Annotated in this window: 14 protein-coding genes; 6 read left to right on the top strand and 8 right to left on the bottom strand. The window is 60.0% G+C overall.

Annotated features, from left to right (window positions below):
- The coding region (locus KQ296_RS04665) for a sigma factor-like helix-turn-helix DNA-binding protein (protein WP_311133856.1) at window positions 1-259 on the top strand (259 nt) is incomplete at its 5' end.
- A 14-nt stretch (window positions 260-273) separates the two neighbouring features.
- Here KQ296_RS04665 and KQ296_RS04660 read toward each other — a convergent pair.
- The 3 genes from KQ296_RS04660 to KQ296_RS04650 all read right to left on the bottom strand — a co-directional run bounded on the left by KQ296_RS04660 (window position 274) and on the right by KQ296_RS04650 (window position 3,715).
- Complete coding sequence (locus KQ296_RS04660; RefSeq protein WP_011933446.1) at window positions 274-753, bottom strand: hypothetical protein; 480 nt, start codon at window positions 751-753, stop codon at window positions 274-276.
- 71 nt (window positions 754-824) lie between these two features.
- Window positions 825-2,471, bottom strand: a complete 1,647-nt coding sequence (locus tag KQ296_RS04655; RefSeq protein WP_011933445.1) for an AarF/ABC1/UbiB kinase family protein — start codon at window positions 2,469-2,471, stop codon at window positions 825-827.
- Between the two features lie 11 nt (window positions 2,472-2,482).
- Window positions 2,483-3,715, bottom strand: a complete 1,233-nt coding sequence (locus tag KQ296_RS04650; protein ID WP_011933444.1) for a YbfB/YjiJ family MFS transporter — start codon at window positions 3,713-3,715, stop codon at window positions 2,483-2,485.
- 81 nt (window positions 3,716-3,796) lie between these two features.
- Here KQ296_RS04650 and KQ296_RS04645 point away from each other — a divergent pair, with 81 nt between their 5' ends.
- Both KQ296_RS04645 and KQ296_RS04640 read left to right on the top strand, forming a co-directional pair.
- The gene (locus KQ296_RS04645; protein ID WP_011933443.1) at window positions 3,797-5,194 is read left to right on the top strand and encodes an aminotransferase class I/II-fold pyridoxal phosphate-dependent enzyme; all 1,398 of its coding nucleotides are present in this window, start codon (window positions 3,797-3,799) and stop codon (window positions 5,192-5,194) included.
- A gap of 20 nt (window positions 5,195-5,214) precedes the next feature.
- Window positions 5,215-6,126 (top strand): phosphatidate cytidylyltransferase, encoded by a 912-nt coding sequence (locus KQ296_RS04640; protein ID WP_011933442.1) that lies wholly within the window; start codon window positions 5,215-5,217, stop codon window positions 6,124-6,126.
- Here KQ296_RS04640 and KQ296_RS04635 read toward each other — a convergent pair.
- The 5 genes from KQ296_RS04635 to KQ296_RS04615 form a co-directional block, all read right to left on the bottom strand.
- Complete coding sequence (locus KQ296_RS04635; protein WP_011933441.1) at window positions 6,123-6,752, bottom strand: DUF2993 domain-containing protein; 630 nt, start codon at window positions 6,750-6,752, stop codon at window positions 6,123-6,125. The genes KQ296_RS04640 and KQ296_RS04635 overlap by 4 nt on opposite strands.
- A gap of 3 nt (window positions 6,753-6,755) precedes the next feature.
- Entirely contained in the window at window positions 6,756-7,622 is an 867-nt protein-coding gene (locus KQ296_RS04630) for an alpha/beta fold hydrolase (RefSeq protein WP_011933440.1), read from the bottom strand.
- Complete coding sequence (locus KQ296_RS04625) at window positions 7,619-8,740, bottom strand: iron-containing alcohol dehydrogenase family protein (RefSeq protein WP_041428553.1); 1,122 nt, start codon at window positions 8,738-8,740, stop codon at window positions 7,619-7,621. Before KQ296_RS04625 ends, KQ296_RS04630 begins: the two co-directional genes overlap by 4 nt.
- Before the next feature lie 5 nt (window positions 8,741-8,745).
- A complete protein-coding gene (locus KQ296_RS04620; RefSeq protein ID WP_041428551.1) occupies window positions 8,746-11,319 on the bottom strand; it encodes an ATP-dependent Clp protease ATP-binding subunit in 2,574 nt (857 codons plus the stop codon).
- Between the two features lie 118 nt (window positions 11,320-11,437).
- Window positions 11,438-12,031, bottom strand: a complete 594-nt coding sequence (locus KQ296_RS04615; protein WP_011933437.1) for a GNAT family N-acetyltransferase — start codon at window positions 12,029-12,031, stop codon at window positions 11,438-11,440.
- On the opposite strand from KQ296_RS04615, the gene lysA reads away from it, so the two are divergent.
- The 3 genes from lysA to KQ296_RS04600 are packed head-to-tail and all read left to right on the top strand — an operon-like array spanning window position 12,030 to window position 15,083.
- Window positions 12,030-13,391, top strand: a complete 1,362-nt coding sequence (gene lysA, locus KQ296_RS04610) for a diaminopimelate decarboxylase (protein ID WP_011933436.1) — start codon at window positions 12,030-12,032, stop codon at window positions 13,389-13,391. The two genes, KQ296_RS04615 and lysA, sit on opposite strands and share 2 nt — an antisense overlap.
- A 16-nt stretch (window positions 13,392-13,407) precedes the next feature.
- Window positions 13,408-14,289, top strand: coding sequence for a diadenylate cyclase CdaA (cdaA, locus tag KQ296_RS04605; RefSeq protein ID WP_011933435.1), 882 nt, complete (start codon window positions 13,408-13,410; stop codon window positions 14,287-14,289).
- On the top strand, window positions 14,286-15,083 hold the full coding sequence (locus KQ296_RS04600; RefSeq protein ID WP_011933434.1) for an isoprenyl transferase: 798 nt from the start codon (window positions 14,286-14,288) through the stop codon (window positions 15,081-15,083). The genes cdaA and KQ296_RS04600 overlap by 4 nt, the downstream gene beginning before the upstream one ends.
- Window positions 15,084-15,109: the final 26 nt, after the last annotated feature.

The raw sequence follows: 15,109 nt of genomic DNA, 5'->3' as shown, positions 1-15,109 counted from the left end.
TGGCGAGCTGCCCAGTGAGCAGGTGGAAGGGGAGTGCCTGAAGGGTGATCTGCGCGATCTGCTGGGCCAGCTGCCGGAATTGCAGGAGCGTGTGCTGCGGATGCGTTACGGGATGGACGGTGAGGACCCGATGAGCCTCACCGGCATTGCCAAAACGCTCAAGATGAGCCGCGACCGAACCCGCCGGCTTGAGCGGGAGGGGCTGGAGTCACTGCGTCAGGCACCCCTTGAGCTCAGGGACTACACCGTGGCTGCCTAACTGAGTGCTGCTAATCAGAAGAATTCGTCGAAGTTGTCGAAATCAACAGCTTTAAAATTGCCGGATTCCACCTGGGTCATCAGTCTCTCCAGCTGCACCCACAACGCTCCGCCAGTGAGAACCGAGAGCGAGAAGGCAATCAGATAGGCAGCGCCGGATGCGAAGCCAAACACCTGAAGGGATCCGCCGATGAACAGGCTGATGCCGATCAAGGTTCCGGCAAAACTGATGCTGGTCTCCGCTGTTCCCAGGGGAAGCATCGCCAGTCTGTCGTTTTTCCAGCCGTCCAGGCGATTTTGCACCAGCTTGGCGAAAGTGAGACCGCAGAGCACACCGATGGCCAAGCCAAGGCCGGCAACGAGGTAGGGAGGTTGCTGGAGTGGGGCGAATTCCAGGAGAATCTCATCAGCGCTCAGATCACCGAAGGCGCCGGTCAGAACGTCGAGCTCGGCTTGGTCAAGATCGATCGGTGCGAAGTCTGGTGCGATCGACATGGGGGCCGTACGACTGAATCAAGTTGGCATTATCACCGCTGGAACCTGGTGCCGGAGGGTCCGAGGCGGACTCAGGCGGCGAGGGGATTGAGGCTCTGGAGCATGCCTTGCGCAAGCCGGGCCGGTCCGAAGGTTCTGCCCATGAGAGCCGTGAGTTTTTTCAGATCCGTGGTGTCCAGTCGATCGTCCTTGATCAGGGTGAGCAGCAGCCTTCGGCGCAGGTCGCCTCCATCGCGCCCCAGCAGCAGCTTCAGGCCTGCCCCTGCGACGGGGAGCAACTCCGTCCCCACTTGTGTCTGCTCCTTCCCCACAACGTCCAGGAGGCTTTGCAGGCGTTCAAGCCTCAAGCTGCCATCACCGTCGAAGATCACCTCCATCAATTTCTCCCTCATCTCCTTGGTGTCACCAGCCAGCAAACGCTTGGCCACATAGGGGTAAGCCACAGCAATGATCTTGAACTGTGGGTCGAGACGCAGAGCCAAGCCCTCTTGGCTCACCACCGCCCGGATGATCAGAGCAAAACGGGCGGGCACTCTGAAGGGATAGTCGTACATCAGTTCCGAAAAGCGATCGGTGATCGCTTTGAAATTGAACGACCCCACAGAATCACCCAAACTTCCCCCTAAAACCTCCTCCAAAGCCGGAATGATCGGGGTCAGATCGGCATTGGGAGCCAGAAATCCAAGCTGCTGAAAGTCGCGGGCGACAGCCTCGAAATCCTTGTTGATCAAGTGCACCACAGCGCCTGTCAGGGTGAGACGGTCGCTATCGCTGATGGAATCCATCATCCCGAAATCGACGTAGGCCACATGGCCGAGGTCGCCGCTTCGGCCGCTCAGCGCGAACAGATTGCCCGGGTGGGGGTCGGCGTGGAAATATCCAAATTCAAGAAGCTGTTGCAAGCCACTGATCACGCCGGTGCGGATGAGAGCAGCCGGATCAAGCCGCTGGGATTTGAGTTCCTGGCGGTCGCGCAGCTTGGTTCCATGAATCCAACTGGTCGTAAGCACTCGCCTGCTCGACAGCGCACGCTCCACCGTGGGGATCGTGACAGCGGGGTTGTCGGCAAACAGGGCCGCGAAACGGTCCGCATTGTCGGCTTCGCAGCAGTAGTCGATTTCCTCGAACAGGCTGCGGCCGAATTCATCGATGATTTCACCTAGGCCAAAGCCGAGGTTGAGAGGCAAAAGCGGAGCTGCCAGCACGCCCAGGCTCCGGATCAGCACCATGTCGCGCCGGAGGATGAACGTGAGATTGGGGCGCTGCACCTTGACGGCAACCCAGTGCTGACCGTGAACCCTGGCTTTGTACACCTGGCCCAGGCTGGCTGCGGCAACAGGACAGTCCGGAAATTCTTCAAACAGTGCATCAGCCGGAGATCCCAGCTCGGCTTCAATCGTCTTCAGGGCAACGTCATGGCTGAAGGCAGGCAGATCGTCCTGAAGTTTCGTGAGTTCATCCAGCCAGTCCCGTCGGATCAGATCGGGACGGGTGGACAAAGCCTGTCCCACCTTGATGAAGCAAGGACCCAGATTCGTGAGTGTGCGCAGAAGCATGCGCGCCAGATTTTTCTGAACCTTGGAATCACTGCTGTTGCCTCGGATCAGCAGGCTGAGCACCAATCCAGACAACGCCCACACAATCTGGAGAATGCGGGGTACGGCGATCCACGGACGCAGCAGCAGCCAACGGGCATCTCGGCCAGGGTTGTACCGCACAGACTCCACGCTCAGATCTCACTTCCTCCGCGAAATCTTAGAGAGTTCGCCTCATCAGGGTGCCGATGGCGGCGATCGCCGAGCCACTGGATCAGTTCAGCGATCACCTGCAACACCACAACAACAACGCCGATCAGAATCAGCCCATCGATGTGTTGGGAGACCAGAGGTGAGGTTGCGAACGCAAACAACGCGAAACCGATTCCCAGAATCATGGTGATCAATGACCAGGTCGGCCGCAGTTCGCTGGGATCCACCAACTGACTGAGACGGTCGAAGGTGAGGCTGGCCGTCAGCCAGATCCAGGCGCCCACGCAGAACGTGGCTGCACCGAGAATGGTGGCGCTGCTTCCAGTGAGGAACAGGATGTTCCCCAGCAGACCAAGGCAGGCCACGATGGGGAGCAACACCACGGTGGGCCAGCGCCGCGGAAAGGTGCTGGCCAGCAAGGATCCCGTTGTGCAGCCAGCGCCAAACACGGCCAGCGATGTGCTGCTCAGCATGGGTGACGCGCCGAGACGTTCACTCACCAGCAGGGGTTCGTAGAGCGCGACTGGTGTCTGCCCAGCCCCGAGCAGCAGGTAGCCCAGCGTCAACGCTGCCAGGGGGAGCAGGGACGAAGCAGGGATCTTGGGCGCTTCCCCGCGGGCCAACGGTGCCTCGGGGTCGTGCCTGGCTTCGTCTCGGAACCCCACCAGCAACAGCCAGCCCACCGGAATCGCCAGAACCGCAGCCACCGTTCCCAGCACCATCCAGCCGAGTTCCACGGTTTCCTTGGGCAGGCTGCCCACACTCAAGGCCCCGATCAGGGCACCGATTCCTGCGCCTGCCATCACCAGGGCACTCGCCCGTCGTCGTTGCCCATCGGCACAGCCAAGGGTGGCCAGGTGGGGGATTCCGCTCATGAGGTGCCCGGATGCCCAACCGGCCAGAATTCTCCAGAAGGCATGCATCGCCAGGGTGCTGCTCAGCCCCTCTGCAAAGAGTGAGATCGGAATGGTGAGAAGGGCGATCCAGAGGGTGACGCGCCGGTCCCGCAGGATGCGCAACTGGGAATGATGCAGGCAGCCGAGGATGTATCCGGCCAGATTCAAGGAGGAGAGCTCTCCGATCGATGAAGCGCTGAAGAGGCCGCTCTCGATCATCAAACGCCCCACAACTGCGAAGTCAAACCGCACCACACCAAGGCCGATGCCGATGGCACAGCTCCCGGCGATGGCCTTGGTGTACCGATAGTTCGCCATGGGTTGGACAGGGGTAATGCCACGATTCAGCTTCTAGCCGCAGTTCGCGCGCGTGGCTGCGGTCTTGTCGATTCAGTGCTCATGTCCCTGCTGCGACTCCTGCGCGCTTCAAACCAGCGATTCGCCCTGCATCTCCCGGTGCATGGCCGGGGTGAAGCCTTGCCACCAGCTCTGAGAGGTCTGTTGCGTCAGCAGCCAGGGCGTTGGGATCTCCCTGAACTGCCAGACATCGGCGGCCCTCTGGAGGCGGATGGGGCGGTTGCAGACACGCAGGCGAGGCTTGCGGCGCGGATGGGTGTGGAGTGCTGTTGGTTCGGCGTGAATGGAGCAACGGGCCTGTTGCAGGCAGCACTGCTGGCCATGGCCGCTCCCGGCGACGCTGTTCTGTTACCGCGCAATGTTCACCGCAGCCTGATCGCCGCTTGTGAGCTGGGGGGATTGTTGCCGGTGTTCCTGCCGGTTCCGTTTGATGCGCTCCGGGGTCACCCTGGCGCGATGACCGCCGATGGTTTGAGCCGCTCTCTCGACGCCTTACCCGATCTTGGCTGTCGCCTGGCCGCTGCCGTGTTGGTTCATCCCACGTATCACGGGTACGCCGCAGAGATTGCCCCTCTCGTGAATCGCCTGCACGCCCATGGTTTGCCGGTGCTGGTGGATGAAGCTCATGGCACCCATCTCGCCTTTGCCCCCGGGTTGGGATTGCCACCGTCGTCTCTCACAACCGGGGCCGATCTCGTGGTGCACTCGCTACATAAGTCAGCGCCAGGACTGGCTCAGACCGCAGTGCTCTGGCAGCGGACGACACGCATCTCCGCAACAGCGTTGCGTTTGTCCCTCCAGCGACTGCAGAGCAGCAGTCCCAGTGCGCTGCTGCTGGCGTCCTGTGAAGCAACCCTGGATTGGATGCTTTCTTCCCGATGGACCAGACTTCTGCAGCAAAGACTGGAGACAGCCCGCAGGTTGCAGGATCGTTGGCGTTGCCAGGGTGTGCCCCTGCATGAGAGCGACGATCCCCTGCGGATCATTCTGAATACAGCCTCCATTGGCGTGAGCGGTTTGGAGGCAGACACCTGGTTTATGAACCGTGGGCTGATTGCCGAGCTGCCGGAGCCCCTTTGCCTGACTTTTTGTCTGGGGCTTGCCCGCCATCGCGGGCTTGCAACGCGGCTTCAACGCCTCTGGCAGCTGTTTCTCGAGGACCGGGGTGGGCCGCCCCTCGCTCCCGTCGCGGCACCTCCTCTTGATGCAGTGAACGTTGTGGAGTTGTCTCCCGCGGCTGTCTCCCATCGAGCCACTCTTGCGTGTCCGTTGTCGCAGTGTGCGGATCGGATCGCTGCGGAGATGATCTGTCCCTATCCCCCGGGGATTCCCTTGCTTGTGCCTGGAGAGCGCATTGATCAGGCCCGGGTGCAATGGCTGCAACGGCAGCACGCGCGCTGGCCTGAGCAGGTGCCCGGTATGGTGAAAGTTCTGGCCTGACAGGCCGCGGGATCCAACGGGTGGTTGCTGACGGTACAACCAATGAGACAGCGCTTAGGCGCAGTGGCGTTGACCGCAAGCGTCTGAGCAGTGGTGTGCTGGCCGGCGTGTTTGGGGTTGTGGTTGTTGGATTGGGCGGTTGGTGGTTCACCATCGCTCTCGGCGTGATCGTGCATCTCGCCCTGTTGGAATTTTTTCGGATGGCCCAGTTCAAGGGCATGCGTCCAGCCACGAAAACAACGCTCGTGGCCTGCCAGCTTCTGCTCGTGAGCACCCAGTGGTCGGTGAACGGGGGATTGGCGTCCCATCTCGCTGATGCTGTTTTGCCCCTGTCGGGGGCTGCGATTTGCGGGTGGCTGATTCTCCAGCCGATCACAGGATCGATCGCCGATATCGCGGCGTCGATCTTTGGATTGTTCTATCTCGGCTTCCTACCCAGCCACTGGCTGCGTCTTCGCAACCTCGTGACTCCGGATGCGGCGCCGGTGCTCCAGTCGCTGGATGGATCTTGGATCAGCGCTGGTTTGCTGATCACCTTTGCGGCCTGCCTGATGGTGGTGGCCAGCGACATCGGGTCTTATGCCATCGGCCGTCGCTTTGGATCCCGGCCTCTCTCGCCGATTTCGCCCGCCAAAACCATTGAGGGTGCCTATGGCGGTTTGGCTTCCGCCATCGTGATCGGCGCCTTGACCGGCGCCCTGTTGATGTGGCCTCTCGGCTGGTGGACGGGGGGATGTCTGGGCGCGTTGGTCGCGCTGTTTGCGCTCGTGGGCGATCTCACCGAATCGATGATGAAACGGGATGCAGGCTTGAAGGATTCAGGCGATGCCTTGCCAGGTCATGGCGGAATTCTGGATCGCATCGACAGCTATCTGTTCACTCCTGCCGTTGTGTTTTATGCCGTCACCCTGGTGCTGCCGGTGCTCAGCTAGGGCTGCACGCTGGCCTTGCCTTTCAGCAGAAGCTGCCCTGCTTGCAGACGGGCCTCTTCAATCTGAATCGCAGGATCCATCGGAATCAGCATGCTTCCTTCCGCATCACAGTGATCAACCCGGATCGTTCCCTGTTCGGCGTTCAGCCGGAAACTGCGGCGCACGGGGTCTTTGCCTGTGATCACGTCAGCCGTGAGCTTGAGGATGTCGTTGTCAATCGAGAGGGATCGCAGGGGAGTTAGACCCATGAGTTGCTCGGACAGCAGGTCACCCAACCAGCGCCAGCGATCGCTAGCCAGGGCTTGGTTGAGCTCCACACCCGAAAGCACCACTTCTCCAGAGATCAAGAAGGGTTCCTCGAATTGCACCGGTTGATTGGGCTGACCCGGCCGCAGTGAAGCCTTCAACTCACCCGATTGAAGGTCAGCCCTGACCAGGGGCAATTGCTGGAACTGAACACGTTTGGCCTGCAACGTCACACCCTTGAGACGTCCTTTCAGTAACGCGAAGGCGGACCCCTGCAGCGAGAGATTCAAGTCGTCAACGGAGTCGCACTGTGAGCGGATCCATCGCTGCAGACCGCTTGCCAGCAGCTGTAAGACCGGGCCTGAACTGGGGCTGGACATGGATCAACCAGGCAGGAACACAGTGTTGCACCGTTCTGAAACGTCCTCAGGTCGATCAATGTGCGGGAGATGGCCACAGGCATCGAGGCTTTCCACGGGATGCTTCAGCAGGGCGCTTAACGCTTGCTTTTGCCCCGCCCTGAGAATCCTGTCGTTGTTTCCCCAAAGCACATGCAGGGGCTGTTGGGGAAGTGGGTGACCGCTGCCTGAGAAGCCACCGCTGCGGGCAAAAGCTGCCAGTGCTTCGCTCCAGCCAGGACATTGGAGATGGAGCGATGCAATTTGCTCCTCCGCGGGACCGACATCGCGGTCAGGGTCGGCAAACGCCTGTCGGCACAGACCACGACGCACTCCCGGACGGCTGAGGAACCAGGCGCCGAGTCGATCCAGGAGGGGCGGGACGGGCATGGGACGCCCGGTTAGTCCAGCCGGTGCCAGCAGGAGCAACGTGTTGATCCGATCAGGCTGACGACGGGCCATTTCCACGGCGACAGCTCCCCCCATCGACGCGCCGATGACACCGACCGGACGGTGACCCGGGATCCGTTGCAGAACGCTGTCCAAATGGCGCAAAACCGGCTCCCTGCCGTAGTCAGCTGCGCTGGGTCTGGGACTGAAGCCGAATCCGAACAAGTCGGGGATGAACAGTTGAAACCGACTGCACAGCAGGGGGGCGATCCGTCTGTACTCCAAAAAACTGCTGTCGAATCCATGGAGAAGGAGCAGGGGTTCCCCTTGGCCCATAACTGCCACAGGGAAGGGAGCTTCGACTCCTAATTCAGGGAGACTCCACCACTGCAGCTGGTCGAGCAGGGCCGCAGCCTGGGGATCCAGCAGGTTGCAGCGAATAGCTTCGAGTTGGGTTTTCAAGGGCGTCGAACGCTGGGTTCTGAGGCTCCGACCAGCGCTTCCAGAAGAGCTCCCGGTGTCACAGAGAAGGGGAGATGGTGAAGGTCGGAGCCTTCACGGCAGGCGAAATCGCAAACCTGTTGAAGGTCACTCAAGCTGGCCTTGGAGAGTCCGAGATCGTCGAGGCTGACCGGGAGTCCGAGTTGCTTGAGCAGAGGCAGCAACTGACGGTGGGCCTGTTCTGCCAGGCGATTGCCGCCCAAGCGTTCCTCGAGGCGAAGTTGAACCAGCACTCCGAAGCCCACTTTTTCGCCGTGCAGGGATCCGTGGCAGGCCTGAAGTTGGGTGAGCCCGTTGTGCACAGCATGGGCAGCAACCGTGCGGCAGCGTGCCCCACCCAGGCCTCCAATCACGCCTGCTGTGAGCCCACAGGCTTCAATCACGCGAATCCAAGCGTCACCGCCTGGATTCTGCATGGCATCCACGCTGTCGATCAGAAGCTGATCGCGCAGAACGCGCGCCATCTGAACCGCTTGCAGGATGAGTCCATCCTGGCTGGCACCACTGCTCACGGAGGCTTCGTACCACTTGGCCAGCGCATCAGCGATGCCACTGGCAAGGGTGCGGGGAGGTGCCTGACGCAGGAGATCGTGGTCGAACACCAGCAGGTCCGGACAGTATTTCAAGGCCTGATCGCCGAAAAATGCACCGTCTGGGCTGTAGAGATTGGAGAGTGCGGTCCAGCCAGCACAGGTTGAGGCACTCAGTGGAACGGTGATGCAGGGCAGATCGAGACGGTCGGCAAGGAGCTTGCCGGCATCCAAAACTTTTCCTCCACCAGCGGCGATCACCCCATCACTGCGGTGAACCGACCATTCCGATTGAAGACGACTTAAGTCTTCGTTGCAGCAGTCATGCCTCAGGAGCGCTGGCGCGACCTTCATTCCAGCCGACGTGAGGCTGGAGATCAGCGTGTTGCGCAGAGGCTGCGTGGCTGAACTTCGACCCAGAAAGAGCGGGCTGGAGCAGAGCGCACGGATCTGGGGAAGGGCGTCTTGCCAGGCACCGGAGCCGCGAATCACGCGGACCGGCGCCATGGAGTGATGGGAGATCAAACAGGTGTTTTCTGTTGCGGACATCCAGGTCAGCGACCGGCACTGGCCAGCTCAGGGGTCTCAGTGGCCGTGCGGTTCAGGTGTTTGACAACCACCTTGCCATCTTCGACGTCCACTTCAGCTTCGTCCCCGTCCTTGATGCGACCGGAGAGAACTTCCTCAGCAAGGCTGTCCTCGAGCAGACGCATGACGGCACGGCGCAGTGGTCTGGCGCCGTAGGCGGGGTTGTAACCCTCTTCCACAAGCCGCTCTTTGAAGGCATCGGAGACCGTAAGGGTGATTCCCTTTTCACCGATCCGACCAAAGACTTCACGCAGCATGATTTCTGCGATCTCCTTCACTTCGTCACGGTTGAGCTGTCTGAACACGATGATTTCGTCCAGTCGGTTCAGGAACTCAGGGCGGAAGTACTGCTTGAGCTCTTCATTCACCAGGGAACGGATTCGGTTGTACTGATTTTCTTCAGCGTTCTCGCCGGAGAATTCGAAGCCGAGGCCACCACCACCTTTTTCGATCACTTTCGAACCGATGTTCGAGGTCATGATGATCAAGGTGTTTTTGAAATCCACCGTCCGGCCTTTGGAATCGGTGAGACGGCCATCTTCGAGCAGCTGCAGCAGCAGATTGAAGACATCGGGGTGGGCTTTCTCAATCTCATCGAACAGCACCACTGTGTAAGGCCTGCGACGCACGGCTTCCGTGAGCTGACCGCCTTCGTTGAATCCCACGTAGCCCGGAGGGGATCCGATCAATTTGCTGACCGTATGCCGCTCCATGAATTCCGACATGTCGAGGCGGATCATGGCTTCTTCACTGCCGAAGAAGTAAGCCGCGAGCGCTTTGGTGAGTTCGGTTTTGCCCACACCCGTCGGGCCAGAGAAAATGAAGCTGGCGATGGGGCGGTTGGGATTTTTCAGCCCCACACGCGCCCGGCGGATGGCTTTGGAGACCGCTTTGACCGCTTCGTCCTGACCGATCAAGCGCTTGTGCAGGGTTTCCTCCATGTTGAGGAGTTTCACCGACTCGCTTTCCGTGAGTTTCTGAACAGGCACACCCGTCCAGGACGCCACGATCTGAGCGATGTCTTCTTCGTTCACAACAGGTGTCGTGCCCGTGACCGCCAACTCAGTGGCTCCCTCAGACTCGGTTGAAGCAACGTCAACGTCTGTGGCTTGATCCTCAGATTGTTGATTGTCAGAGGGGGAGTCCTCGCGGCTGGACTGCAACAGCGAACGAATCTTGTCCCGCAGCTCAACTTCTTTGTCGCGCAATTCACCGGCGCGGCTGAAATCCTGCTCGCGGACGGCGTCCTCTTTCTCCTTCTGAACAGCACGAAGTTCCTTATCCACTTCCTTGGCTTCCGGTGGAAGCTTGGAATTCATCAGGCGCACGCGGCTGCCGGCTTCATCGATCAGATCGATGGCCTTGTCGGGAAGGAAACGGTCGGAGATGTAGCGATCGCCAAGGGTTGCAGCGGCTTCAAGCGCTTCATCGGTGATGCGCAAGCGGTGATGCTGCTCATAGCGTTCGCGCAGACCCTTGAGAATTTCAATGGTGTCATCAATGGATGGTTCTCCCACCGTGACGGGCTGGAAGCGTCGCTCGAGGGCAGCGTCACGTTCGATGTGTTTGCGGTACTCATCGAGGGTGGTGGCACCGATGCATTGCAGTTCTCCCCGTGCCAGGGCTGGCTTGAGAATGTTGGCTGCGTCGATGGCCCCTTCGGCAGCGCCGGCTCCGATCAAGGTGTGCACCTCGTCGATCACCAGGATCACGTTTCCGGCGGCTTTGATTTCCTCCATGATCTTTTTGAGGCGCTCCTCAAACTCACCTCTGTACTTCGTGCCGGCGACAAGAAGTCCGATGTCGAGGGTGAGGACCCGTTTGTCCTCAAGGATGTCGGGGATGTCTCCCTGCTGAATCCGTTGCGCCAATCCTTCGGCGATGGCTGTTTTGCCAACGCCGGGCTCGCCGATCAGGACCGGATTGTTCTTGGTGCGGCGGCCAAGGATCTGGATGACACGGTCGATTTCGCTCTGACGACCCACCACAGGATCAAGCTTGGCTTCGCCTGCCAGTTGGGTGAGGTTGTTTCCAAACTCGTCGAGCGTTGGCGTTTTTGTGGATCCCTTGCTTCCTGATCCACTTCCACCGGCTCCAACCTCTGCGGTTTCTCCGAGCATGCGGATCACCTGGGTTCTCACCTTGGAGAGATCCACACCAAGGTTCTCCAAAACCCTGGCGGCAACGCCTTCGCCTTCGCGAATCAGACCGAGCAGCAGATGCTCCGTGCCGATGTAGTTGTGACCGAGTTGGCGAGCCTCTTCCAAGGAGAGCTCAAGCACGCGTTTGGCGCGTGGTGTGAAGGGAATTTCGACGGCAACGAACCCAGATCCACGGCCAATGATTTTTTCGACCTCAACTCTGGCGTCCTTGAGGTTCACACCCATGGATTTGAGAACCTTGGCGGCAACGCCGGTGCCTTCACCGATCAAGCCGAGCAGGATCTGCTCAGTGCCCACGAAATTGTGGCCGAGGCGGCGGGCCTCTTCCTGGGCCAGCATGATCACCTTGATGGCCTTTTCAGTAAACCTCTCAAACATCGATCAGGCCGACAGCTGTTGAACCCAAGCTATCAGGAGTGACGGGTCACTGTGACGACGCCTCTGCATACGGGAAATCCCTGTGATATCCAGGGCTGAACCCCGCAGAAAGTATTAATCAATGCCGAAATGTATTCGGGTTTTCTGTTTGTTCAGTGCGGATAACCCTACCGATTTCGATTTTTAGCCATTGCAGCAGTGCGTCGCTTCCATCCCGGTAGTACTTCTGCCTAGAACCGGTGGTCACAAACCCCAAGCTTGCGTACAACGCAAGTGCGGCTTGGTTGTTGCTCGCCACATCCAGGCTTGCCTCCAGGGCCCCTGCCATCCCTCCACGCTGGATCAGGGCTTTGGTGATCTGTGCCCCGAGCCCCAGCCTGCGCTGATGGGGAGCAACGGCGACAGCGGTGATCTGCAGTTCGTCAGCCACCAGCCAACCGGCTGCGAGGGCGATCAGCTGCTGCTGCGAATCGTCGATCCCCAGGGCGATCCTGCGATCGTCGCTGAGCTCTCGCGTCCACTGCTCTCGTGTCCAGAGGCCGTTCAGAGCGGTGCGGTCGAGGGCCAGACAGGCCTCAAGGTCTCGAATGCCGAGCAAGCGCGGTGGGTTGCAGCTTTGCGGGCCCTGCGCTTGGCCTGGCGTGCCCTCCATGGACGCTTCTGGAACAACGTGCCTCTTACCATTGCCCATCGCCTCTGTCACACGCTCCATGTCTCAGCCTTTTGAACTCGGGTGTGACACAACCAGTCCCAACCGAAACCTGGCACCGATCACGGCTGAGATCGATGCCCAGGGAAAGCTCGCGGTTGGAGGCTGTGCGCTGAGCGACCTGGCTGAGCGTTATGGAACGCCCCTTTATGTGCTCGATGAAGCCAGCATCCGCCAGGCATGCCGGGCTTACCGGGAGGCCCTTGAACGTCATTATCCCGGCCCCTCGTTGGCGATCTACGCCTCCAAGGCCAACAGTTCGATGGCCTTATCGGCGTTGGTCGCTTCTGAAGGACTCGGTCTGGATGCCGTCTCAGCCGGTGAATTGATCACCGCCCTCGACGGAGGCATGCCGGCAGAGCGCATGGTGCTGCATGGCAACAACAAATCCTTGGAGGAGTTGGCACTGGCCTATCGCAGCGGCGTGATGGTGGTCGCTGATAACCAGCACGACCTTGATTTGCTGCAAACCATCGTTCCGGAGGGCGGCGAGCCGGTGAGGCTCATGCTCCGCTTTACGCCGGGAATCGAGTGTCACACCCACGAGTACATCCGCACTGGACATCTCGACAGCAAATTCGGTTTCGATCCCGATGAGCTCGAGCCGGTGCTCCGCGCGTTGCAAGGTGCCGCCTGGGCCAGGGTCGAGGGTCTGCATGCCCACATCGGCTCCCAGATCTTTGAACTGGAACCCCACCGTGACCTTGCCGCTGTGATGGCTGATGCCCTTGGGTTAGCCCGGGAACTTGGTCATCCAGTTCGTGATCTCAATGTGGGTGGCGGTTTGGGGATCCGCTATGTGAGCAGCGACGATCCACCGAGCATCGATGCCTGGGTTCAAGTGGTCGGTACGGCAGTGGCATCGGCCTGCCAGCAGCGCAATCTCGAGCTACCCCGGCTCCTGTGTGAACCGGGTCGGTCGCTTGTGGCTCCTGCCGGCGTCACCGTTTATACGGTTGGCGCTCGCAAAGTTGTGCCTGGAATTCGCACCTATCTGTCGGTGGATGGGGGCATGAGCGATAACCCCAGGCCGATCACCTATCAATCGCAGTACACAGCCTGTCTGGCCGATCGGCCCAAGGCTGAAGCCGAAGAGACGGTCACCATTGCAGGCAAGCACTGCGAATCTGGTGACGTTCTGCTGAAGGATCTCCCATTCCCGGCCTGCACCAGTGGCGAGATTCTCGTGGTGCTCGCCACCGGGGCTTACAACGTCTCGATGAGCTCGAACTACAACCGCATTCCCAGGCCTGCCACGGTGTTGGTGAAAGGTGCTGAAGCGGAACTGGTGCAGCGTCGGGAACAGCCGGAAGATTTACTGCGTTACGACCTGCTGCCAGAACGCCTGCAATCGGTAGTCTGATGTGAGAGGGGAGTGGATGAACGTGTTGGCGGTGTTGCAGTGGCGCCAGCTGTACGACCAACTGTCATCTTCACTGATTCAGTGGCGCCTCCTCGACGTCTTCTGTGCAGTTCTTCTCGGGTTCCTGCTGTTTTCCCGCGTCAACGAACAGCGAACGCTGTGGTTGCTCAGGGGATATCTCTTCCTCGTCTTCTTGGCGTGGTTTGTTCAGTGGTCTGAAAAGCTCCCTCTCACGTCAACGTTCATTGATGCGTTGGTGCTGGCCTGCTCCCTGTCTCTGGCCATCCTCTGGCAGGGGGAATTGCGCAGGCTGATGGAACTCCTGGGTACCGGCAAGCTGGCCGTGCTGCTTGGCAATCCCCAGAGCCGATTGCGAACCACAGCCAGCACGGTGGCTCAACTCACTGAGGCAGCCGGGCGCTTATCCAAAAGCCGTCGGGGTGCCTTGATCGTGGTTGATCTCGGCAGTGATTTGAGGCCTGAGGACTTTCTCAATCCAGGGATCACCATTGATGCTCAGCTCAGCAAAGAACTTCTGCTGAATCTGTTTGCCTCTGATACACCGCTGCACGATGGCGCTGTGGTGATCAAAGGAAACCGGATCATTTCGGCAGGGGTCATCCTTCCTTTGTCAAGGCAGGGAGTCAGTCGTTACGGAACCCGACACCTCGCCGCTCTGGGGATTACTGAACGGTTCGATCGCTGCATTTGCGTGGTGATTTCCGAGGAATCCGGCACCCTGTCCCTCGCCAATCAGGGCAAGCTTGAGCGACCGATTACCAGCTCTCGTCTGCAGGACTTGCTCACTGAATTAATCGCCGCCTCGGTTTCATCGGCGGCAGTGAAAGCACCATCTCCACGTAGCGTGAAGAAAGGAACTCAGGAATTCCTGCCTTGAGTCGTCAACTGGCCACCAGCGCCGATCAGATCGAGTCCAGGCGCTGCCCCGATGGTCTGGATCCCTCCAAGCTGCCTGGCCATATCGCGGTGATCATGGACGGCAATGGACGCTGGGCCAACGCTCGCGGCCTGCCCCGGGTGATGGGGCATCGCGCTGGCGTGGAAGCCCTCAAGACCACGCTCAGGCTTTGCAATGACTGGGGGATCGGCGCCCTCACGGCCTATGCCTTCTCAACGGAGAACTGGTCGCGTCCCGGTGAGGAGGTGAATTTCTTGATGACCCTGTTCGAAAGAGTGCTGCAGCGGGAGCTGAATGCACTGGAGTCGGAACAGGTGCGCATCCGCTTTCTTGGCGATCTCGAAGCTCTGCCGCCGCGGTTGCAGGCCCTGATCGCCGATGCCACAGAGCGCACGGCTAGCAACCGAGGCATTCATTTCAATGTCTGCACCAACTACGGCGGACGACGGGAACTGGTGCGCGCGTCACGCCGCCTTGCTGAACGGGTGGCCAGTGGCGAACTTCAGCCGTCTCAGATTGACGAGAACGCACTTGCTGCAGAGCTTTACACCGTGGGAGAGCGCGATCCAGATCTCCTGATTCGCACCAGTGGCGAGCAGAGGATCAGCAATTTTCTGCTCTGGCAGCTGGCCTATGCGGAGATTCATGTCACCGAGGTGTGCTGGCCTGATTTCGGTGCTGATGCCCTTCTCTCGGCTCTCACCGATTACCAAAGCCGTCGTCGGCGCTTTGGCGGACTGGATGGGGTGATGCCCGACGTTCTGGGATCCTGAACACTGCAGGACACGGGGCTGGTGCG

Source organism: Synechococcus sp. CS-197, assembly GCF_025128215.1.
GTDB lineage: Bacteria > Cyanobacteriota > Cyanobacteriia > PCC-6307 > Cyanobiaceae > Synechococcus_C.
The sequence above is the reverse complement of the archived record's forward strand: the minus strand, read 5'-3'. Positions and strand labels throughout refer to the sequence as shown.